This is a genomic window from Micromonospora nigra, assembly GCF_900091585.1.
Taxonomy (GTDB): domain Bacteria; phylum Actinomycetota; class Actinomycetes; order Mycobacteriales; family Micromonosporaceae; genus Micromonospora; species Micromonospora nigra.
Window position 1 is genome coordinate 4,407,397 of sequence record NZ_FMHT01000003.1, and the last position, 22,988, is coordinate 4,430,384.

13 protein-coding genes are annotated in these 22,988 nt (G+C 72.1%); 11 read left to right on the top strand and 2 right to left on the bottom strand.

What is annotated here, in order from left to right:
* Positions 1–279 precede the first annotated feature (279 nt).
* The gene (locus GA0070616_RS19220; protein ID WP_091084732.1) at positions 280–2,703 is read left to right on the top strand and encodes a bifunctional diguanylate cyclase/phosphodiesterase; all 2,424 of its coding nucleotides are present in this window, start codon (positions 280–282) and stop codon (positions 2,701–2,703) included.
* Positions 2,704–2,736: 33 nt separating this feature from the next.
* On the opposite strand, the gene GA0070616_RS19225 is transcribed toward GA0070616_RS19220, so the two are convergent.
* Positions 2,737–3,756, bottom strand: coding sequence for a LacI family DNA-binding transcriptional regulator (locus tag GA0070616_RS19225; RefSeq protein WP_091084737.1), 1,020 nt, complete (start codon positions 3,754–3,756; stop codon positions 2,737–2,739).
* A 403-nt stretch (positions 3,757–4,159) separates the two neighbouring features.
* Here GA0070616_RS19225 and GA0070616_RS19230 point away from each other — a divergent pair, with 403 nt between their 5' ends.
* From GA0070616_RS19230 to GA0070616_RS19245, 4 genes are all read left to right on the top strand, one after another.
* Positions 4,160–5,443 (top strand): ABC transporter substrate-binding protein, encoded by a 1,284-nt coding sequence (locus GA0070616_RS19230; RefSeq protein ID WP_091084742.1) that lies wholly within the window; start codon positions 4,160–4,162, stop codon positions 5,441–5,443.
* A gap of 79 nt (positions 5,444–5,522) precedes the next feature.
* Positions 5,523–6,524: a carbohydrate ABC transporter permease gene (locus tag GA0070616_RS19235; RefSeq protein ID WP_091084747.1), complete on the top strand. Its 1,002-nt coding sequence runs from the start codon at positions 5,523–5,525 to the stop codon at positions 6,522–6,524.
* A complete protein-coding gene (locus GA0070616_RS19240) occupies positions 6,521–7,429 on the top strand; it encodes a carbohydrate ABC transporter permease (protein ID WP_245712832.1) in 909 nt (302 codons plus the stop codon). Before GA0070616_RS19235 ends, GA0070616_RS19240 begins: the two co-directional genes overlap by 4 nt.
* Complete coding sequence (locus tag GA0070616_RS19245; RefSeq protein ID WP_091084752.1) at positions 7,426–9,858, top strand: glycoside hydrolase family 2 protein; 2,433 nt, start codon at positions 7,426–7,428, stop codon at positions 9,856–9,858. The genes GA0070616_RS19240 and GA0070616_RS19245 overlap by 4 nt, the downstream gene beginning before the upstream one ends.
* 227 nt (positions 9,859–10,085) lie before the next feature.
* Here GA0070616_RS19245 and GA0070616_RS19250 read toward each other — a convergent pair whose 3' ends face one another.
* Entirely contained in the window at positions 10,086–10,541 is a 456-nt protein-coding gene (locus tag GA0070616_RS19250; protein ID WP_175440132.1) for a DUF2690 domain-containing protein, read from the bottom strand.
* Positions 10,542–10,679: 138 nt separating this feature from the next.
* Here GA0070616_RS19250 and GA0070616_RS19255 point away from each other — a divergent pair, with 138 nt between their 5' ends.
* The 6 genes from GA0070616_RS19255 (at position 10,680) to pglX (ending at position 22,844) form a co-directional block, all read left to right on the top strand.
* Positions 10,680–11,831, top strand: coding sequence for a helix-turn-helix domain-containing protein (locus GA0070616_RS19255; RefSeq protein ID WP_091084758.1), 1,152 nt, complete (start codon positions 10,680–10,682; stop codon positions 11,829–11,831).
* A 130-nt stretch (positions 11,832–11,961) separates the two neighbouring features.
* Positions 11,962–12,585, top strand: a complete 624-nt coding sequence (locus tag GA0070616_RS19260; RefSeq protein WP_091084761.1) for a hypothetical protein — start codon at positions 11,962–11,964, stop codon at positions 12,583–12,585.
* Positions 12,586–12,710: 125 nt separating this feature from the next.
* Positions 12,711–13,094 (top strand): nucleotide pyrophosphohydrolase, encoded by a 384-nt coding sequence (locus GA0070616_RS19265; protein WP_091084764.1) that lies wholly within the window; start codon positions 12,711–12,713, stop codon positions 13,092–13,094.
* Positions 13,095–13,210: 116 nt separating this feature from the next.
* Positions 13,211–15,115, top strand: coding sequence for a DUF2075 domain-containing protein (locus GA0070616_RS19270; protein ID WP_091084767.1), 1,905 nt, complete (start codon positions 13,211–13,213; stop codon positions 15,113–15,115).
* Between the two features lie 143 nt (positions 15,116–15,258).
* Positions 15,259–19,377 carry a BREX system serine/threonine kinase PglW gene (gene pglW, locus GA0070616_RS19275; RefSeq protein ID WP_091084771.1) on the top strand — a complete coding sequence of 1,373 codons (4,119 nt, stop codon included), beginning with the start codon at positions 15,259–15,261 and terminating at the stop codon, positions 19,375–19,377.
* On the top strand, positions 19,374–22,844 hold the full coding sequence (gene pglX, locus GA0070616_RS19280) for a BREX-2 system adenine-specific DNA-methyltransferase PglX (protein ID WP_091084774.1): 3,471 nt from the start codon (positions 19,374–19,376) through the stop codon (positions 22,842–22,844). The genes pglW and pglX overlap by 4 nt, the downstream gene beginning before the upstream one ends.
* Positions 22,845–22,988 lie beyond the last annotated feature (144 nt).

Here is a 22,988-nt window from a genome sequence, read left to right on the forward strand (position 1 = left end):
TCCCACCTGCCGGGAGACCCCGGTCGGGCGGGCCGTGTGCAGGTCGGGCGGAGCCCGCGCGTCCGAGACCTGGGAGTGACGAGCGTCACTGTCGCCTCGGCGTCACCTGTTCCGGCTCCGTTCGTTCGGGAAGGGTGGGCAGCGGACTGACCCCGCGCCCACCACACCGCCGCAACACCGCACCACCGCACCGCCGCAACACCGCACCGCCGCCCTTGAGCACCGTCGCACCAATGCACCGCCGCACCGCCCCCGTGCCCCCTCACGAAGGCGACCGTCGTGCCCGTCGCGTACCCCTTCCGAGCCCTCGCCCGTCGTCCGTCCCCGGAGGCCGTGGTCCTCGCGGTGGCGGCGCTGCTGGTCCTGGCCGGTGCCGCCGGCCCGGTGCCCACGCTCGCCGTGGTGGCCCTCGCCGGAGCCGCGGGCTCCACCCTCGCCGGGGTGCGGCTGTCCCGCCTCGCCGCCGGGGTGGACGCCGCGCCGACGGCGACCGGCGGGCGGGTCGCCCGGCGGCGTGCCGTCCGGCCACGCCGGGCCGCCGCCCTGTTCCAGGCGGCGGTGGTGGCTGCCGGGCTGACCACCGCCGTGCTGCCGCTCACGCCGACGGCGCACCGGTCCACCGCCGCCGCCGTCGGGCTGGGTGTCGCGGCGGTGCTGCTCGCCGCCGGGTCGGCCCTGCTGCCCGTCAGTTCCCGGCCACCGAACTGGCCCGCCGGCGCCACCACGACGGCCCCGGCGCGGGTCCGGCTGCGCCGCCTCGCCGAGGCCGGGGCACCGGGCGGGTGCCTCGTGCTGGCGGCCTGGCTGCTGCTGCCCCACGCGGGGGTCGCCGCGTCCGGCCGGCTGCCGGTGACGGTGGCGCTCGGCGTCCTCGCCACCGTCGCGTTGACCGCCTCGACCGGCCCGCACCGGCTCGGAGGGGTGGCCCGCTGCCGGGGCGGTGCGGCGCTGACCCTGTTCGGGCTGGTCCTGCTGGCGGCCCTGTCCACCGGGTCGGCTCCCGGCCGGGCCGCGCTGCTGGCCGTACCTCCACTGGTGGTCGGGTTGCTGCTCACCGCGGCGGGGGTGCGGCGGGTGGTGCGGGCGCAGGTCGATCCGCCCCGCCGGCCGGTACGGGTGTGGCCGCGGGCGGTGGTGCCGGCTGCGGCGGTGGTGCTCGCCGGCGGGCAACAGGTCCTTACCGGCGTCGCCCCGGACCGGACGGCGGTGGTGCTGGCCCTGGCGGTGGTGCCCCCGCTGGTGCTGCGGGAGCTGCTGCGTGCGCCCCGCCGACCACCACCGCCCGCGACGGTCCCGGCGGTGGCGAACCCATCGGTGGCGAACCCGTCGGTGGTGGGGCCACCGGCGGCGGTCCCGGCGATGGCGCCACCGGCGGTGGACGCGCCGGCGGCACCGACGGCGAGCTGTGCCGCCGCCCTGGCGTCCCGACCGGGTGGGCCCGGCGCCGCCGTCCCGCTGGTCGCCGCGCTCACCGACGGCGAGGCCGGCGGCCGGGCGGCGTTGCTGCGGGCCGTGCGTACGCGGGGGGAGGCGACGCACGGCGGGGCGTTGCTCGTGGTCGACCTGCACCCGGACGGGCAACCCGCTGCGGCGGGGGACGACCTGACGGCGGAGGCGGTCCGGCGGGTGCGGGCCGTCGTCGCCCCGGACGACGCGGTGCTCGGCCTGCCCGACGAGGCGTTGGCGGTGGTGACCTCGGCCGGTCCGATGCTGGCCTACGCGCTGGGCGTGCGGCTGGTCGCGGTGCTGGCCGAGCCCTACCTGCTGGCCGGTGCGGTGGTTCGGGCCCGGGTCAGCGTCGGGCTCGCCGAGTTGGCCGGTATCGACCCGGTGGCCGCGCTGCGCCAGGCGGACCTGGCCCGGCGGCGCGCGGTGCAGCTCGGCCGGGACCGGGTCGAGTGGTACGACGCCTATCTGGAGGAACAGCTCGTGCGCCGGCTCGACCTGGAACGGGAGCTGCCGGGGGCGGCGGCCCGGGGCGAGCTGGACCTGGTCTACCAGCCGGTGCTCGGCCTCGCCGACCGCCAGCCGGTGGGCGCGGAGGCGCTGCTGCGCTGGCGCAGCCCGGTGCTCGGCACGGTGCTGCCCGCCGAGCTGCTGCCGGTGGCGGAGGACCTCGACCTCCTGGGCGAGCTGGGGGCCTGGGTGCTCGACCGGGCCTGCCGGCAGCTCGCCGCCTGGTCCGTCTCGGGGCGGCAGGTCTGGATGGCGGTGAACGTGACCATCCGCGAGTTGACCTCACCCGACTTCGTGACCCGCACGGCGGCGGTGCTGGACGCGTACGGGGTGCCGCTGGATCGGCTGGTCGTGGAGGTGGCGGAGCCGCGGGTGGCGGCCGAGCTGCCGACCGTGGTGGCCCGGTTGGCCGGGCTGCGGTCGCTGGGCATCCGCACCGCGCTGGACGGCTTCCGCGCCGAGCACGCCTCGCTGGCCCAGCTCCGCCGGCTCCCGATCGACCTGCTCAAGGTCGGCCCCGAGCTGGTCGGGGCGACCGCCGACCCGCAGCGCCAACTACTCGACGTGGTGGTCAGCGTCGGCGACCGTCTGGGGTTGGAGGTCGTGGCGGGGGAGTTGGAGTCCGAGCGCCAGGTGGCGGGGGCGCGGCGGGCGGGCTGCCACTACGGGCAGGGGTTCGCGCTGGCCCGTCCGGCCACCGCCGAACGGGTCGAGGCGTACTTCGAGGAGTTCCCGGCCAGCCGCTGAACCAGCACCGCCGACCCCACCCGCTGAACCGGTTCATCTGGGCCGGGGCGGTGCGGTGCTGCCCCGGGGGGTCAGATGTGCCGCCTCGTCCTGCACGGTGGTGCCCTGCGCCCCGCCGATCACCGCCAGCAGCTGCCGGGCGGCGTGCGCCCCGTACGCCGGGATGTCGCGGCTGAGCGCTGTCAACGGCGGGTGCACCAGTTGGCACAGCGGCGAGTCGTCCCAGGCCACGATGGACAGGTCGCCGGGCACGGCGAGGCCCATCTCCTGGGCGACCGACAGCCCGGCGATGGCCATCACGTCGTTGTCGTAGATCACGGCGGTGGGCCGGCTGGCGGAGCTGAGCAGCCGTCGGGTGGCCCGCGCCCCCTCCTCCCCGGTGTAGTCGGAGGAGACGGTGGCCGCCCCGGCGAGCCCGAGGCGGTCGCACACCTCGGTGAACGCGGCCGTCCGGACGGCGGTGTGCAGCAGGTCGGGCAGCCCGCCGACGCGGGCGATCCGCCGGTGGCCCAGGGCGTACAGGTATTCGACCGTCTCCACCAGGGCCGCCGCGTCGTCGACCCAGACGCTGGCCAACGCGCCGGTGCCCCGGGGGCCGCCGATCACCACGGCGGGCAGGCCCAGTTCCTCCAGCGCCGGGACCCGCCGGTCGTCGACACGCAGGTCGCAGACGAGCACCCCGTCGACCCGCCGCTCGCCCCACCAACGCCGGTAGACGGCCAGCTCCGCGTCCTGGTCGCTGACCACCTGGAGGGTGAGCGCGTACGAGCGGGCGGACAGTTCGGCCTCGACGCCGCTGATCAACTCCATGAAGAACGGCTCGATGCCGAGGGTGCGGGCGGGCCGGCGCAGGGCCAGGCCGACGGCCTCGGCGGTGGAGCCGGACAGTGCCCGCGCGGCGCTGCTCGGGTTGAACCCGATCTCCGCGGCGATGGCCAGGATGCGCTGCCGGGTGGCCTCGGAGACCCCGGGTTGGCCGTTCAGGGCGTATGAGACCGCCCCCTTGGACACCCCGGCGCGCCGGGCGACGTCGGCGATGGTCGGCCGCTTCACCGGCGTGCTCCTCCTGCTCTCCCGCCCCCGTGGCGGGCTGCGGCACCGCCGGGTCGACCGGCGGAGGACCACGATAGGCCACCGGCCGGGGCCGACCCCCCGGTGCCACGTCGGCGATCCTGGGGCCGGCGCCGCGCGAGGTCACGGATCGCCGCCACGCTTGCTCGGTTAAGCGTACGGGAGGCGGCCTGCGCGTGAGTCGCCCGGTCGTGTGCCGGAGTGCTGCGAAACGGCCCCCACCCCTCGTGATCGCGCTCCCGTGCGACGGGGAAGTTGCCGGCTGGTCTCGGAATTGATCGACCGTTGACAGTGCGGATGCCCGCCCGTACGGTGGCTTCACTTATCCGGTTCAGTCAACGTTCCTCGATGTCCGGGAGCGTTTCTTTCAGCGCGGAGGATTGACATGAGACGGTCCGTGACGCACTGGGCGAGGGTGGCTGCCGCCGGCGCGGTCAGCCTGGCCCTGGTGGCGGCGTGCAGCGGCAACAGCGGTGGCGACTCCGCGTCGGGCGGCCAGGTCACCCTGAAAATCAACTTCTGGGGCGACTTCGGGCTCGACGAGCTGAAGGCCGCCTACGAGGCGGACAACCCCCACGTCAGGATCAGCCTGAACACCGGCGAGTACAACGCCCAGCACGAGGACCTGCAGAAGAAGATAATCGCCGGTTCCGGGGCCCCCGACATCGCCGCCATCGACGAGGGCTTCGTGGTGCAGTTCCGGGGCCAGGCCGACAAGTTCGTCAACCTGCTCGACAAGGGTGCCGGCCAGTACGAGAGCAGGTACCTGCCGTGGAAGTGGAAGCAGACCCTCACCCCGGACGGCAGCACCCAGATCGGCCTCGGCACCGACGTCGGCGGCCTGGCCATGTGCTACCGCACCGACCTGTTCGAGGCGGCCGGGCTGCCCACCGAACGCGACGCGGTCTCCGCGCTCTGGCCGACCTGGGACCAGTTCATCGCCACCGGGCAGCGGTACACCGCCCGGAGCGGTAAGAAGTTCGTCGACTCGGCCACCAACATCTTCAATCCGGTGCTCGGCCAGCAACCCGTCGGCTTCTACGACGACAGCGAGACCCTGAGGATGGCGGGCGGCCCGAAGGTCGCCTTCGACGTCGCGGCCCGGCTGCTCGGCGCCGACCTGTCGGCCAACCTCGCCGCCTTCTCGCCCGAGTGGAACAGCGGCTTCGTCAAGGGCGACTTCGCCGTCCTCGCCTGCCCGGCCTGGATGCAGGGGCACATCAGGAACACCGCCCCCGGCACCGCCGGCAAGTGGGACGTGGCCGCGATCCCCGGCGGCGGCGGCAACTGGGGGGGCTCGTTCCTGACCATCCCCAGGCAGGGCAAGAACGTGGACGAGGCATACCGGTTCCTGGAGTGGCTGGTCCAACCCGAGCAGCAGATCGAGATCTTCAAGCAGGTCGGCAACCTGCCCTCGCAGCCGGCGCTCTACCAGGACCCGGCGATCAGGGACTTCACCAACCCGTTCTTCAACAACGCCCCCGTCGGCCAGATCTTCTCCCAGACCGCCGAGAACCTGACCCCGCAGTATCTGGGCAGGAAGAACGGCCCGACCCGGGTCGCCGTGGAGAACGTCATCAACCGCCTGGCCACCGGCAACCTCAAGGGCAAGCCCGACCAGGCGTGGACCGAGGCGATCAAGGAGGCCGAGAAGGCCGCGAAGTCCTGATCGTCCACCAGCGCCGGCCGGACGGGTCCGACCCACCCCCGCGACCCGTCCGGCCGTCCCCCGGTCCCGGAGGTTCCCCATGTCCACCACCCGCGCCGCCCCGGACGCCGGCCGCCCCGCCGGCTCCGCCCCGGGCGGCCCCCGCCGCCCGCAGGTGTCGCTGCGCGACCGGCTGTACCGGTTCGACGTGCGGTACGTGCCGTACCTGCTGATCGCCCCCTTCTTCCTGCTCTTCGCGGTCTTCGGGCTCTTCCCGATCATCTTCAACGCGGTCGTCGCCCTGCGGCACTGGCGGCTGGACGACCCGACGCTGACCGGCTGGGCCGGCACGGAGAACTTCCGCCGGCTGGTCACCGACGACGACTTCGGCAACGCCCTGTTCAACACGTTCGGCATCTTCATCCTGTCCACGGTGCCGCAGCTCGTGCTGGCCCTGATCGTGGCGTCGCTGCTGAACCGCAGGCTGCGGGCGCAGACCTGGTTCCGGGTGGGTGTGCTGCTGCCGTACATCACGCCCGTCACCGCCTCGACATTGATCTTCTCGGTGGTGTTCGCACGGGACACCGGCATCGCCAACTGGGCGCTGTCGCTGCTGGGCATCGGGGAGACCGAGCCGATCGACTGGCGCGCGACCAGGTGGGCCTCCTGGACCGCCATCGCCGCGATGGTCAACTGGAAGTGGATCGGCTACAACGCACTGCTCTACCTGGCAGCCATGCAGTCCATCCCCCGCGACGTCTACGAGGCCGCCGCCGTGGACGGCGCGGGGCCGTGGCGGCAACTGTGGCGCATCACCGTGCCGATGATCCGGCCGGTGGTGATCTTCACGGTGGTGCTGTCCACCATCGGCGGCCTGCAACTGTTCACCGAGCCGATGCTGTTCGAGTCCAATCCGGCGCTGGCCACCGGCGGCGCGGACGGTGAGTGGCAGACCATCGCACAGTTGATCTACAAGGTCGGCTGGCGGGACCTGAACCTCGGCTACGCCGCCGCCATGTCCTGGGCCCTGTTCCTCATCATCCTGGTCGTCGCGGCCGTCAACGCGACGATCACGAACCGGCTGGGCGGTGGTGGGAGATGACGGCCACGATGCCACCTGCGCCGCAGCGCGACCGCCGCCGGGCGGCCCTGATGGGCCGGGCCCCGCAGAACACCCCCGGCAGTCGCTGGAACTACCTGTTCCTGGTGGTGGTGATCGCCTTCTCGGCGTTCCCGCTCTACTGGATGTTCGTCATCGCCACCAACACCGACGAGGCGCTGGCGAAGATCCCGCCGCAGGTGCTGCCCGGCGACCAGCTCGTGACGAACCTGCGTGAGGTCTTCACCATGCAGGATGTCTACTTCATCCAGTCTCTGGTCAACAGCGTGATCGTGTCGTCCGTGGTGACCGCCTCGGTGCTGTTCTTCTGCTCCCTGGCCGGGTTCGCCTTCGCCAAGCTGCGCTTCAGGGGCCGCCACGGCCTGATGGTCATGGTGATCCTGACGATGACCGTGCCCAACCAGCTCGGCGTGGTGGCGCTCTACATCCTGATGGGCAGGATGCCCGGCGAGGGCGGCTGGAACGGCACCCTGCTGGCCGTGATCGTGCCGGGCCTGGTCAGCGCGTTCGGCGTGTTCTACATGCGGCAGTTCATCCTCGACGCGGTGCCCGACGAACTGGTCGAGGCCGCCCGGATGGACGGCGCCACCACCATGCGTATCTTCTGGAGCGTGGTGGTCTCGGCGGTGCGGCCGGCGATGGCGGTGCTCGGCCTGCTCACCTTCGTGGCGACCTGGAACGAGTTCCAGTGGCCGCTGATCACCCTGGGCGGCACCGACTACCCGACCTCGATGGTCGCCCTGTCCGACCTGGCCAGCGGAAACTACGTGCTCTACCGGCGGGTGCTGGCCGGCGCGCTGGTCGCCACCCTGCCGCTGCTGGTGATGCTGTTCATCGGCGGACGGCAGATCGTCCGCGGAATCATGGAAGGTGCGGTGAAGTCGTGACCCCGTTGCACGAGGGATGGACCCTGCGGGCGGTGACCGGGCCGCAGGTTCCGGCCGGGATCGCCGACCGGGTGGTGCCGGCCACCGTTCCGGGCTGCGTCCACACCGACCTGCTCGCGGCCGGGCTGATCCCCGACCCCTACCTCGACGCCAACGAGACCACCCTGGCCTGGATCGGGCGCACCGACTGGGTCTACGAGACCACCTTCGACCGGCCCGACGGCGACCACGAACACCTCGACCTGGTCTGCGCCGGCCTGGACACGGTGGCCACGGTGACCCTCAACGGGGTCGAGGTCGGTCGCACCGAGAACATGCACCGCGCGTACCGGTTCGACGTGTCCAGCGCCCTGCGGGCCGAGGACAACACGCTCGCCGTGCGGTTCGACTCCGCCTACCGGTACGCCGAGGCGCACCGCGACCGGCTCGGCGACCGGCCCAACGCGTACCCGGAGCCGTTCCCGTTCATCCGTAAGATGGCCTGCAACTTCGGCTGGGACTGGGGACCCACGCTGGTCACCGCCGGCATCTGGCGCCCGATCGGGCTGCACGCCTGGTCCACCGCCCGGTTGGCGACCGTGCGCCCCCTGGTCACCGTCGCCGGTCGCGACGGCCACGTCGAGGTGCACGTCGAGGTCGCGCGGGCCGCCGAGGGCCCGGTGACGGTCCGCGCCGAGGTGGCCGGGCAGACGGCCGAGGCGACCGTCCCGGCGGGCGAACGCACGACCGTGCTGGCCGTCACCGTCCGCGACCCCGAGCGCTGGTGGCCCCGGGGGTACGGCGAGCAGCGCCGCTACGAGCTGGCCGTGACCCTGCACGGGCCGGACGGGGAACGCCTCGACGACTGGACGCGGCGGATCGGGTTCCGGTCGGTGCGGCTGGACACCACCCCCGACGCGCACGGCACGCCGTTCGCCCTGCACGTCAACGACATCCCGGTGTTCGTACGGGGCGTCAACTGGATCCCCGACGACGCCTTCCCCACCCGGGTCACCCGCGACCGGCTGGCCCACCGGTTCGACCAGGCCGCCGGGGCCAACGTCAACCTGCTGCGGGTGTGGGGCGGCGGCCGGTACGAGTCGGAGGACTTCTACGACCTGGCCGACGAGGCGGGGCTGCTGGTGCAGCAGGACTTCCTGTTCGCCTGCGCGGCGTACCCCGAGGAGGAACCGTTCGGCGCGGAGGTGGCCGCCGAGGCCGCCGAGCAGGTGACCCGCCTCGCGCCGCACCCGTCACTGGTGCTGTGGACCGGCAACAACGAGAACATCTGGGGCTGGCACGACTGGGACTGGCAGGAGCCCCTGGCGGGACGGTCCTGGGGGCGCGGCTTCTACCTCGACGTGCTGCCCCGCGTCGTCGCCGAACTGGACCCGACCCGCCCCTACTGGCCGGGCAGCCCCTGGTCGGGAAGCGAGGAGATCCACCCCAACGACCCGGCGCACGGCACGACGCACATCTGGGACGTGTGGAACACCGACGACTACACCAGGTACCGGGAGTACGTGCCCCGGTTCGTCGCCGAGTTCGGCTACCAGGCCCCACCGGCATACGCGACGCTGCGCCGGGCGCTGTCCGACGAGCCCCTCGCGCCCGACTCGCCCGGCATGGCCCACCACCAGAAGGCCGCCGACGGTGACCGGAAGCTCCGGCGGGGCCTCGACGCGCACCTGCCCGCGCCGCGTGACTTCGACGACTGGCACTACCTGACGCAGCTCAACCAGGCCCGCGCCATCGCGCTGGGGGTGGAACACTTCCGCTCCCACCGGGGGGTGTGCACGGGCACCATCGTCTGGCAGCTCAACGACTGCTGGCCGGTGACCTCCTGGTCGGCCGTCGACGGTGACGGCCGCCGCAAACCGCTGTGGTACGCGCTGCGTCGCGCGTACGCCGACCGGCTGCTCACCGTCCAGCCGCGCGACGGCGGGCTGGCCGTGGTGGCGGTCAACGACGGCGGTCAGCCCTGGCGGACCCCGGTCACCGTCACCCGCGTCGACCTGACCGGGGAGCCCCGGGCGAAGACCACGCTGGAACTGGACTTGCCCGCGTACGCCTCGGTGACGCTGGCGCTGCCGGCGGAGCTGGCGCTGCCGGACGAGGCCCGGCGGGAGTTGCTGGTCGCCGAGGCCGACGACCCGGCCGGGCGGGCGTTGTGGTTCTTCGCGGAGGACCGGGAGGTGGACTATCCGGCGGCGGAGTTCGACGCGGTGGTGGAGCCCGTCGACGGCGGGCAGCGGGTGCGGGTCACCGCCCGCACCGTGCTGCGCGACCTGACCCTCTTTCCGGACAGACTCGACCCGTCGGCGCAGGTCGACGAGGCGCTGGTGACCCTGCTGCCGGGGGAGTCGACGACCTTCACCGTGTGCGCCGACGCGCCGCTGGACCCGGTGGCGCTGACGGCCCGGCCGGTGCTGCGCTGCGTCAACGACTGAGCCGGGGGTTCCGGGGCACCCGGGGCGGTGTGTGCCGGTGCCACCTGCACAGCGGGTGGGGCCGGGCCGGCGCGTGATCCCGTGACGCGCCGACCCGGCCCGGTGCAGCCGGTTCGGATCCCGTTGCCAGCGCCGGCTGGCCGGCGGCCCGGTCACCCGCGAGCCGGGCTGCTGTCACCGGCACGTCGACCCTGTTCGCACCTCGGGGCCGACGTGCCGGCACGCCGTCAGGCGCAGAGCGGTGAGCTGGTGAGGGTGCCGGAGGGCGTGATGACCTCGCCGACCGCGCAGACCGTCATGCCCTCGCCGTAGAGCTGGTCGCCGTAGTACTGCCGGCCGGTGCCGCCGTACCACGCGGTGTTCTCGTACGGGTTCGGCCGGTAGACGCGTACCCGTACGGAGTTCTGCGGGCTGACGCGGTTCGAGATCCGTCCCCAGTTGGTCTTGCAGGAGTCGCTCCAGCGCAGTTCCACGACGGCCAGCTCAGTGGCTCCCTGCACGATGCGCGCCGGGTGGGGCGTGATGTTGCGGGCATCGGCGGAACAGCCGGTGTTGATCGGGTCGGTGTCGTCGCAGCTGTAACCGCTGCACGTCGCGGCGCTGGCGGGTGACGCGATCAGGAGACTGGCCGCCACGAGGGCGGCTGCCGCAGCGGCGGTCATCCGCCGGACGTTCCGGATCATGGTCTCTCCTCCGTTTCGTGGGCTGGGCCAGCCCCGGGTGTCGGCTCCCATCTCTACCGTCCGTCTACGTTGTTCTCTACGCTGTGTCGCGTCGGACAATGAATCCCGGTTGTGGTCAATCAATTCGAGGAGCCATCCATGGCCCGGGCGGAACGCCCCCTGGACCCGACCGCCGGCCCGCTTCAGGCGTTCGCCGCCGACCTGCGGGCCCTGCGCGACAGGGCCGGCCGTCCCACCTATCAGGCGCTCGCCCGTCGGGCCCACCGCTCGGCGAGTTCGCTGTCGGAGGCAGCCGGCGGGCGGCGGCTACCGACCCTCGACACGACTCTGGCCTATGTGCGGGCGCTCGGCGGCGACGAGAGGGAGTGGACCGCACGGTGGCGTGCGGTCGCCGGCACGGTCGAGCCGGAGCCGGAGCCGGAGCCGGTACCGGAGCCGGTACCGGAGCTGAAGCCGGTGCCGGAGCCGGAGCCGAAGTCGGGGCAGCCGAAGCTGGAGTCGGAGTCGAAGTCGGGGCCCGAATCGGAGCCTGGGCCGAAGTCGGGGCCCGAATCGGAGCCTGGGCCGAAGTCGGAGCCTGGGCCGGAGTCGGAGCCACGGCCGCGGCCGGCGAGCCAGCCCGGCGACAGCCCGGAACCGTCCCGCCCGAACCAGGTCCCGGGCCCCGCACGGTCATGGACAGCCACCCGCTCGGGCCGCCACATCCGGGTGCTGGCCGCCGGGGTGCTCCTGGCCGGGCTCGTCGCGGTGCCGTGGCTCGTCGGCGGGTTCCGGACACAGGGCGACGGAACACCGTCCCCTGCGGCGGTCGGGTCGGGATCTCCGGCCGGGGGTGCGTCGGTGTCCCCTGACGAGGGCGGGTCGGTGGCCGTGCCGACGGGCATCCGCGACGGCGCGGACCCGAAGGACGCCGGCTGCGCCACCGATCCGGGCGTCACCACGGTGGACAGTGCTGCGGTGTTGCTCGACGAACGGGTGGTCGGCACGGTCGAGCTGCGGTACGCCCCGGCCTGCGGAGTGAGTTGGCCGCGGTTCGTGCCGGTGCCGGGCGGCGCCGACGTCGTGCCCCGACCCGCCCGCATCCAACTCGCCGTCACCGACGGCGACCAGCCGACCCGCGTGGCCGACTTCGCCATGGACTACGGCGGCATCTCGACGTTCGGCAACCTGCTGACGAGCACGAAGACCTGTGTGTACGCGCAGGTGCAGCTCTCCGGAGCGGGATGGCGTTCGGCCGTGGGCCGCACCGGCTGCTGGCGGGGCGCCACCGAGGTGCGGCCGATCCCGTGAGCCCGCTGCCGGCCCGTGCTTCGGGTCAGGAACGCGCCACAGGCCGATTGGTGACAAGCGCCTGTCCACCAACAAATTCATGCGCTTGGATAGCGTCGCAGGTAGTGCCCCTTCTCGCAGGAGGTATCACATGGGTCGCGTTCGACGAATACTGCTCGCGCTGGCGCTTGTCGTCTCCGCCACACTGCTCGTGCCGGCTGCTCCGGCCAGTGCCGCCGGTCAGCCGGTGACGGTCTGCTTCAAGGTCGGTGAGTTCGGCGGAGTGCCGATCTTCGACTGCCACACGATTCTGCTGCCGGACTTCAAGCCGCACCCGATCGGGCCGGACGAATGTCTGAGCTGCCCGCCGGTGTTCGACCTGTGGGACCGGATCGACCCGGAGAAGCGGTTCGAGTATCTGGACCGGCTGGGTAGGGGCCTGTCACTGCTGGGGGAGTCGGCGCAGGCCGTCGACCCGGACAAGGCGAAGCACCTGCGGGAGTTGGCGACGGAGAACCTCTGGTCGTCGGCGAAGCTGCTCGACGGCTCCGAGGTCAAGCTCGGCCAGGTCGGCTGGGCGGATCTGAAGAACGGGAAGTTCCACGGCGACCCCGATCCGCAGCCGTCGCTGGTGACGAGCGGGGAGAACCTGACCGGTGGGCTCGAACTGATGCAGAAGGCGCTCGGTGATCCGCAGCCGGAGCCCAACATCGAGGCGGCGATGGCACGCTTCGACGAGGCGTACAAGGATCTCGGGACGCTGTTCGCCGGCTGATCTTGCTACGGATACGGCGGTCCCGGCCAGGGGCCGCCGCACCCGGCTGCCCGTGGAGTTCGACGGCATCGCCGGCTCCGGCGCCGACGGCCACCCGGAAGCACCGTTGTGTGAGGATCTGCGGCATGGGCACCCGTACGGAACCGGGATCAGCCGCAAATGGTGTCACGCAGCTCGCCGATCGGCTCCGGCGGTTCGCCGAGGAGCGTGACTGGCAGCAGTTCCACACGCCGAAGAACCTGGCGATGGCGCTCGCCGGCGAGGTCGGGGAACTGTTGGCGGAGTTGCAGTGGCTGACGCCGGAGCAGGCGGCCACAGTGATGGCGGACCCGGAGGCGGGCGACCGGGTGCGCGCCGAGATCGGGGACGTCATGATCTATCTGGTCCGGCTCGCCGACGTCCTCGACATCGATCTGGTAGAAGCGGCGACCGACAAGCTGACGGACTCCGCCCGGCGTTACCCGGTGGAGAGCGCGAAGGGATCGGCGGCCAAGGCGCGACGGTCGTAGTCGCTGATTGATCTTCTCGGTACAGTCGTCGCAGTAAGGCGGTCCGACGGGCTTCCGGTGCACGGATATGCCCCCCATCCGCACGATCATTTCGTGCTGCCCGGGGGCACCTGTCGATGTCGGCGTACCGTACGTCTGCTGCTGGTCTGTTGCGTTCCGCCACCGGCGGCACCCTGGTCGAGGTGCTGACGGAGCAGGCCCGGCACAGCGGCCACGGCGTGAGCCCCGCCGAGAAGCGGTCCTGGGCACGCAGCCTCCCGGTGCTCGCGCAGGATCTCGCCGACGCCGGCCTCACCGGGGTCGAGGTGCTGGTCGAGTACCAGCTTCCGTTGACGAGCCGGCGGGTCGACGCGGTACTGGCCGGCGTCGATCCGCACACCGGCGACGACTCCTACCTTGTCGTCGAACTCAAGCAGTGGTCCTACGCCACGGCCTACGAGGACTCCGACACCCTCGTCGCCGTCGAACAGGCCCGGGGGCCGCGCCTGCATCCCGGCCTGCAGGTGCAGGACTACTGCCGCTACCTCACCGACTTCCTGGGCGTGTTCGGCCGCGACCAGAGGTTGTTGCGAGGTGCCGCGTACCTGCACAACGCGGTGGACCGGGACGTCGCCGACCTGCTCGACCGGCCGGCCACGGAGCAGAGCCGGATCTTCACCGGACAACGTCGGGGGCAGTGGCTCGATCACCTGCGTAGCCGGTTCGCACCCGCCTCGGGAGCGGGCGCGGCGGATCGGTTCCTGACCAGCACCGTACGCCCCAGCCGGCACCTGCTCGCGTACGCCGCCGCCGAGTTGAAGGAACGCTCGCACTTCGTCCTGCTCGACGAGCAGCACGTGGCGTACGAGCTGGTCATGCACGCCATCGAGCGGGCCCGGAAGGCTAACCAGAAACGTGCGGTGGTGGTGGCGGGTGGACCGGGTAGCGGCAAGAGCGTCATCGCGCTGACGGTCCTCGGGGAACTCGCCCGGCGGAACAGGTCGGTGCTGCACGCCACCGGCTCCAGGTCGTTCACCCAGACGCTGCGCCGCTACGCCGGCCGGGGATCGACCCGCCTCCAGAGCCTGTTCAAGTACTTCAACAGCTTCATGGACGCCGAACCGAACGACATCGAGGTGCTGATCTGCGACGAGGCGCACCGGGTGCGGGAGAACTCGGTCAACCGCTACACCCCCAGAGCGCGCCGGGATGTCGCCCGCCCACAGTTGGAGGAACTCATCTCCCTCGCCCGGGTGCCGGTCTTCCTGCTCGACGAGCACCAGGTGGTGAAGCCGGGCGAGTTGGGCAGCGTCGACGTCATCTCCGCCTTCGCGCGCAGGATCGGCGTGGACGTCGACGTGGTCTCCCTGCACGACCAGTTTCGCTGCGGTGGCAGCGAGGCGTACGAGGAATGGGTCCTCGACCTGCTCGGCCTCGACGGTGACGAGCCGTCGGTCTGGACCGGTGACGGCCGGTTCGACGTGCGGATCGCCGAGTCGCCGCAGGAACTGGAGGCATATCTCGCCGATCGGCAGGAAACCGGTGGTACGGCCAGGATGTCGGCCGGCTACTGCTGGCCGTGGAGCGACCCGGGAACCGACGGCACGTTGGTGCCGGACGTGACGATCGGTGACTGGGCCCGGCCGTGGAACGTCAAGAGTGAACGCAGCGTCGGTGCGGCACCGGGTAGCGCGTTCTGGGCCACCGATCCGAACGGCTTCGGCCAGGTCGGCTGCGTGTACACGGCGCAGGGCTTCGAGTACGACTGGTCGGGGGTGATCATCGGCCCCGATCTGGTGGCGAGGGACGGCCGGCTGGTGACCCGCCGCGAGGAGTCGAAGGATCCGGCCTTCCGCAGTCGCAGGTCGCTGAGCGACGAGGAGGCGGACCGGCTCATCCGCAACACCTACAAGGTGCTGCTGACCCGGGGCATGCGCGGCACGGTGCTGTACGCGACCGACCCGCAGACGCGGGAGTTTCTGCGCGGACTGGTGCGGGTGCGGCGGGCCCCGGAGATCAGATTCGAGGTCGAAGCCGGGTAACGGCAGTAGTCAGCCGTCAGGCGGGCCTGCCGGTGTCGGATACCGGATTGCACTGTCCGAGAGCGACGGTACCGTCCACAGGACCAAAATCGGGGTGTGGGTGGGAGTGACTGTCATGGCTGCGCGGGGGCGCACGGTGCCGGATGCGTGAGGACTCGCCGCGCTGGGAGCAGATCAATCCGAGCGCGTACCCGCACGAGCAGGACGGTCTGCGGGAACTGGCGTCGTACCTGCCGGACGCCGAGCCGTACCACGTCTGGGCGAACGTGGAGTTCGTCGGCACCGACGGTTCGATCAACGAGGTCGACGCGCTGGTGCTCACCTCCCGCGGCCTCTACGTGCTGGAGCTGAAGCACTGGCAGGGCGTTGTCGGCGGCGACGGCCAGCAGTGGCGACGGCGGCTGCCGGGCGGTGGCCGGCGAGTGTTGGACAGCCCGCTCATCCTCGCCAACCGCAAGGCCAAACGGCTGCGCAGCGTGATGCAGCAGTACGCCCCGCACGGTGCCCGGATCCCCTTCGTCAACGCGGCGGTGTTCCTGCACGCGCGGAACATGACGTCCGAGCTGGACGACATCGGCCGCCAGCACGTCTACGGGCTCGACGGCACGTCGTCGCGGCTGCCCAGCCTGAAGGAGATGCTGCTGGCCCGGCCCGTCGACGCGAAACATCACGTCGACGCGGTACGCGGGCGGCAGATCGTGGAGCTGGTGCGCGGCGCGAAGATCCGCCCTTCGGTGGCCGACCGGCGGGTCAACCAGCTGGTGCTGCACCAGCGGCCGTTCGCCGAGGGCATCGGCTGGCAGGACTTCCTGGCCGACCACACCGTCGACACCTCCCTGCTGCGCCGGGTGCGGTTCTATCTGACCAGCCGCGCGGCCGAGGAGGACGTGCCGGCGATCCGGCGGGCCGCCGAGCGCGAGTTCCGCCTGTTGCAGGGCATCCACCATCCGGGGATCGCGCGCGCGTTGGATCTGGTGGAGCATCCGTGGGGGCCGGCGGTCGTCTTCGACCACCGGCGGGAGTGGGTGCGCCTGGACCAGTGGCTCGGCGAGCGCGACGGCCGGCTGCAACTGGCCCAGCGGCTCCAACTCGTGCAGGATCTCGCCGAGATCGTCGACCACGCGCACTCCCGGCGGCTGTCGCACCGGTCGCTGAACCCCCGGGCGGTCTATGTCTGCGACCCGGACAGCGCCCGACCGACCCTGGTGGTGACGGACTGGCAGACCGGGGGCCGGTTGCCGGGCACCCGGCTCACCTCGCTCGGCTCACCGACCGACCCGGCCAGCCTGGAACTGTTCTTCGACGACGCGGTCCGCCGTTACCAGGCACCGGAGGCGGCCACCCTGGACGAGCTGCCGGGGCACCAGCTCGACATCTTCTCGCTGGGCGCGCTCGCCTACCGGATCGTCGCCGGCCGGGAACCGGCGACGTCGGCGGAGGAGTTGCTCGCGGCGGTGGCCGACGGCGGCCTGCACCTGGACTCGGTCGCCGACGGCATGCCGTTCGACCTGGTGAAGGCGATCTACGACGCGACCCGGGGCGACCCGGCGCAGCGGATGAAGCGGATCGCCGACTTCCTGGCCTACATCGACATGGTGTGGGAGAAGCTGACCGCCCCGGAGCCGGAGCCGGTGGTCGACCCGTTGCAGGCGCATCGCGGCGACGTGCTCGACGGCGGGTTGACGGTGCTGCGCAACCTGGGCAGCGGCGCCACCGCCATCGCCCTGCTGGTCGCGCAGGAGGGGCCGGAGGGTCGCCGGGAACTGGTGCTGAAGGTGGCCCGGGACGAGCAGTTCGCCGACCGGTTCGCCGCCGAGGCCCGCACGGTCGACCAGCTCCGCGACTCGCGGGTGGCGGCCCTGGTCCAGGGGCCGATCAAGGTCGGCGGCCGGACGGCCCTGCTGCTGGAGAACGCCGGCCCACGCACCCTCGCCGAGGATCTGCGCGGTGGCCGGCTGGCCCTGGACCTGCTGGAACGCTACGGCCGTGACCTGCTGGAGATCGTCGCCTTCCTCGACGGGCAGGGGGTGTGGCACCGCGACATCAAGCCGGCGAACCTGGCGTCCCGGCCCCGCCCGAAGGACAAGCAGCCGCATCTGTGCGTCTTCGACTTCTCGCTCGCGGCGGTGCCGGCCGACCAGCTCACCGCCGGCACGACCGCCTACCTGGATCCGTTCCTCGGGCCGCCGCGCCGGCTGCGGTTCGACGCCGCCGCCGAGCGGTTCGCCGTCGCGGTGACCCTCTACGAGATGGCCACCGGCACGCTGCCCCGGTGGGGTGGGGGCGCCAACCCGGCGGCCATCTCCGACGAGGTCACCCTCGACCCGGCCGCCTTCGACGCCGCCGTCGCCGACCGGCTGGTGGCGTTCTTCGCCAAGGCCCTGGCCCGCGACACCGCGCACCGCTTCGACACCCTCGACGAGATGACCGACGCGTGGCGGGCGGTGTTCCGGGAGATCCCGGAACCGGCGGCCACCGACGACACCGGCGTGGTCGCGCCGTTGGGCCGGACGTCGCCGCTGGAGGCCACCGAGCTGACGGCCCGCGCCCGGTCGGCGTTGGAACGGCTCGGCATCCTCACCGTGGGGGAGCTGCTGGACGCCGAACCGTCGGCGTTGACCCGGGCCCGGGGGGTGCCCGACGCCACCCGCAAGGAGATCCTGGCCCGCACCCGGGAACTGCGTGACCTGCTCGGGGCCGACGCCGAGCCGACCCCGGCCCGGCCGCACGCGCAGGGCATCGAGGCGCTCTGCGCCACCCTGCTGCCGGCGGAGACCAGCCGCAGCGCCGGGCAGCGGGCCACGTTGCAGGTGCTGCTCGGGCAGACCGCCGTCGACGGCACCTTCCTGCGCTGGCCGTCGCAGGCGGAGGCGGCCCGCGCCACCGGCAGGCAGCAGCCGCAGATCTCCACCCTGCTCAGGCGGGTCATCGGCCGGGACTGGCAGCCGAACGCCGCACTGGGCCTGGTGCGCGACGAGATCGTCGCGCTGCTCGACGCGCGGGGCGGGGCGATGTCCGGCGAGGAGGTCGCCGAGGCGCTGATCGCCGCCCGTGGCTCCTACTCCGCCGAGCCGAGGCGCACCGCCCAGGCGATCGGCCTGGTGCGCGCGGCCGTGGAGACGGAACTGGCCCGGGGCGGCGACGCCCGGCTGGCCATGCAGCGGCTGCGCGGCAGTGACTGCGTACTCATCGGTCGGGAGCCCGACGACCCGGGCACCGAGCGGACAGCCGCGGACCTGCTCGGGTACGTGGTCCGGCTCGGCCGCCGCGCGGTGGCGCTGGCCGGCGCGGACCCGCTGCCCACGCGGGCACGGGCCGTCGAGGAACTGCGGGCGTTGGAGCCGCCGCCGTCGGGCATGCCGGCGCTGAGCGACGCCCGGCTGTTGCAGCTTGCCGCCGCCGGCAGCGGCGGGGAGGCCGCCGTCAACGCGCAGGGCCAGCTCTACCCGGTGGGGATGCCCGCCGAGCGGGCGCTGCGGCTCGCGGCGGGCGCGCTGGTCGGGCAGAAACTCGACCCCGAGACGGTACGCGCCAGGGTGCGCACCCGGTTCCCGCACGCCGCGCACCTGCCGGCCCGGCCGGCGCTGGACGCGCTGCTGCGCGGGATCCCGCTGGTGTGGGACGCGGTGACGGGCCGGTTCACGCCGCCGGACCGCACCTCGTCGGTCACCGGAACCCGGATGCGTACCACGGTCGGCCCGCTGCTGGAACCCGACGCCGCCGCGCGGGCAACAGCCCGGCTGGCGGGGGTGATCGACCGGCGCGGTTTCCTGGTGGCGCTCGCCTCGATCCGCCGGCTGGGCCGGGCCCGGCGGGCGCTGCTGGACCGGCTCGACCTGGTCGAGGTCGACGTCACCGCGATCCTGCTGCGGGAACTGCGCACCCTCGGCTTCCCGTGGGAGGCGATCGTCGCCGCCGACACCGGCTCGTCGACCGACCCGGATTTCCGCTCTCTCGTGGAGTTGGTGCAGCACGAGGTGGTTCCGGCGATCGACCGGGTGCTCGCCGAGACGGACCGCCCGGTGTTGATCACCGAGGCCGCGCCGCTGGCCCGCTACCAGCAGCTCCGGCTGATCCAGGAGCTGGCCGACCCGACCCGGCCCCGCCCGGCGGCCCGCCTGCTGCTGGTGCCGGCGCGGCGCACCGAGCCGGTGCTGCTCGACGGGCAGCAACTGCCGTTGACCTCGCCGGCCAGCCAGTCGCTGTGGCTGCCCGAGGACTGGCCGACCACCCCCGCCCTGGAGAGGACCACCCCCCGATGATCGCGCTGAAGGCGCTGCAAGGCCAGGTCACCGCCCTCACCGACGACCTGCGCGGCCGGGTGGCCGAGGATTCCGTGCTGGCGTCGTCGCTGGCCAAGGAACACGCCCAGGCGATTGAGGCGCGGCGCACGGCGGGCACGTTCGAGACCTGGCTGGAGGACGTGCTCGACCAGGCGGCGGTGGCCTGGGTGCTGGGCTGCGTGTTCGTGCGCTTCTGTGAGGACAACGGGCTGGTCGAGCCGCTGTGGATCGGCGGCCCGGAGCCGGTGGCCCCGGTCGGCCGAGCCGTGGGGGAGCGCCAGCAGTATCTGATCGACAACCCCCGGCACAACGACCGGCACTGGCTGCGTAAGGCGTTCGGCTACCTGCGCGGCCTGCGCGCCACCGGCAAGATCTTCGACGAGCACAACCCGGTGTGGCGGTTCGACATCTCCGGTGCGGCGGCCGAGAAGCTGTCGGAGTTCTTCCGGCGCGGGCCGGGCCTGGTGTCACTGCGGGTCGACGACCTCGACACCCGCTTCCTCGGCGACCTCTACCAGGATCTGTCGACGCACGCGAAGAAGACGTACGCGCTGCTCCAGACGCCGGACTTCGTGGAGGAATTCATCCTCGACCGCACCTTCGAGCCGGCGGTCAAGGAGTTCGGCCTGCCCGCCACCTCGGTCATCGACCCCACCTGCGGGTCGGGCCACTTCCTGCTGGGGGCGTTCGCCCGGCTGGTGAGCAAGTGGCGGCAGCGGGAACCGGCCACCGACGTGCGGGTGTTGACCGAGCGGGCGCTCGGGCAGGTCACCGGGGTCGACATCAACCCGTTCGCGGTGGCAATCGCCCGGTTCCGGCTGCTGGTCGCCGCCATGAAGGAGTGCGGCCTGACGTCCCTGGAACGCACGCCGGCCTGGCCGGTGCGGGTGGCGACCGGCGACTCCCTCCTGCACTGGGGCGTAACCTCGCGCCACCAGGGCGACCTGTTGGCTCTTGTCGACGGGCAGGCGGGTTTCGCCTATGCCAGCGAGGACGCCGACGTGCTCGCCGACTACCTGCGCGAGGGGCAGTACACGGTGGTGGTCGGCAACCCGCCCTACATCACCGTCGCCGACTCGGCCCGCAACAAGCTCTACCGGGAGATCTACCCCGACGTCTGCCACCGGCAGTACGCGCTGACGGTGCCGTTCGCCAAGCGCTTATTCGACCTGGCCAAGCGGTCGGACGAGCACGGCGACGGCGCGGGCCACGTCGGCCAGATCACCGGCAACGCCTTCATGAAGCGCGAATTCGGCAAGAAGCTCATCGAGGACTACTTCGCGCACAAGGTCGAGCTGACCGAGGTCATCGACACCTCGGGGGCCTACATCCCCGGCCATGGCACCCCGACGGTCATCCTGATCGGCCGCGCAAAGGACCGTCGACACACGCAGAAGGTTCTGGCGGTGCTCGGGGTTCGCGGGGAGCCCGCCCAGCCGGACGATCCGGCAGCAGGGTTGGTGTGGTCTGCGATCAAGGCGGGCGTAGAAAGATCGGAGACCAGCTCAGACTGGGTGACCGTGATCGACCTGGAACGCAGGCGGTTCGCAACGCACCCCTGGAGCCTCAGTGGCGGCGGCGCGAGCAGCCTGGTGGCCTCGCTGGAGGCCACTACTGGTCGGATGTCGCATGTCATTGACCTGCCTGTGGGCCGGGCCATCCGTGCTGGCGCGGACGAAGCCTTCATGCGACCGCTGGGTCGGAACCTGCGGACGGCGGCCGATGCCCGAGCGCTGCGTCCGCTGATGATTGGTGAAGTCGTCAGAGACTGGGGTTCATCACCAGAGGACGCGATCTGGTATCCGTACGATCCGAGTCTGGATGAGGCCGGTCTTTCCGTTGAGCTGTGGCCATGGCGGACCATGCTGGCCGCCAGGCGGACCTTCCAGGGCAGCATGGCCGACGCTGGATTGCGCTGGTGGGAATACCATCAGCACACGGCGTCCGCTTATCGGACTCCGCTGTCGATGGCGTTTGCTTTTGTGGCGACGCATAACCACTTTGTGTTGGATCGGGGTGGGAAGGTCTTCAAGCAGTCGGCACCGGTGATCAAGTTGGCGGAGGGGGCGACGGAGGACGATCACCTGCGGTTGCTCGGGGTGCTGAACAGCTCGACCGCCTGCTTCTGGCTCAAGCAGGTCTGCCACGACAAGGGCATCCGTGGGGAAGGTGGCGGCTTCACCAGCGATGACTGGGAGCACTTCTACGAGTTCACCGGGACCAAGTTGCAGGAGTTTCCGGTGCCGGGGGCGTACCCGTTGGAGCGGGCGCGGCTGCTCGACTCGCTGGCTCAGCGGCTCGGCAGCCTGACCCCGGCGGCGGTCGCGGAGTCCGGCGTGCCGACCCGGAAGCGGCTGCGGGCGGCGCATGCCGACTACGACGCGACGCGGGCGCGGATGATCGCCGTGCAGGAGGAGTTGGACTGGGAGGTCTACCGGCTCTACGGGCTGCGTGACGACGACCTGACCTGCGCCGAGCCACCGGAGCTGGCGCTGGGGGAGCGGGCGTTCGAGATCGCGCTGGCGCGGAAGAACGCCGAGCCTGAGTGGTTTGTGCGGCATGGGTCGACGCCGATCACGGAGCTGCCGGCGCACTGGCCGGATGACTACCGGGCGCTGGTGCAGCGGCGGATCGAGGTCATCGAGTCGGATCGCCACATCGCGCTGATCGAGCGGCCGGAGTGCAAGCGGCGCTGGGCCACCGACGGCTGGGACGCCATGCAGGCCAAGGCGCTGCGCGGCTGGCTGCTCGACCGGCTGGAAACGCCCGAGCTGTGGGGGGATCGGCCGGTGCCGCAGTCGGTGGCGCAGCTCGCCGACCGGGTGCGCCACGACGAGGACTTCCGTTCGGTGCTGGAGCTGTGGGTCGGCCGCGACGACCACGACCTGACGAAGACCCTCGCCAAGCTGGTCGCCGACGAGCACGTGCCCTACCTGCCGGTTCATCGCTACAAGCCGTCGGGGCTGCGCAAACGGGCGCAGTGGGAGCGCACCTGGGCGCAGCAGCGCCTGGAGGACGCGGGCGAGGACGTGCAGGTCGCCGTGCCGCCGAAGTACACCTCGGCGGACTTCGTGAAGGCGTCGTACTGGCGGGCGCGGGGCAAGCTCGACGTGCCGAAGGAGCGCTTCATCTCGTACCCGAAGGCGGGTCGGGACGGGGACGCCACGGAGCTGCTCGGGTGGGCGGGGTGGGACCACCTCGCCCAGGCCCAGGCGCTGGCGACCGTCTACCTGGACCGGAAGTCGCAGGCGGCGTGGCCGGCGGACCGGCTGCTGCCGCTGCTGGCCGGCATCGCGGAGCTGGAGCCGTGGCTACACCAGTGGTACGCCGACGAGCGCCCCGGTTTCCCCGGCTCGCCGGCCCAGTTCTTCACCGACCTGGTGGACGCGGAGCTGTCGCAGCTCGGTGCCGACCGGAGCGCCATCGAACGCCTGCGGCTGAGTTGATGGTGACGCAGCTGTGCTGTTTGTCGTTGGCGACAGTTTCGGAGCTGTGCTTTCTGTCTTGAGTTTCGCTGAACGTATGAGGCTGGGGCTGCCGCATGCTTCCCGAGACAACTCGTCTTCTTGGTTTTCGGACGCCCTTGTTTG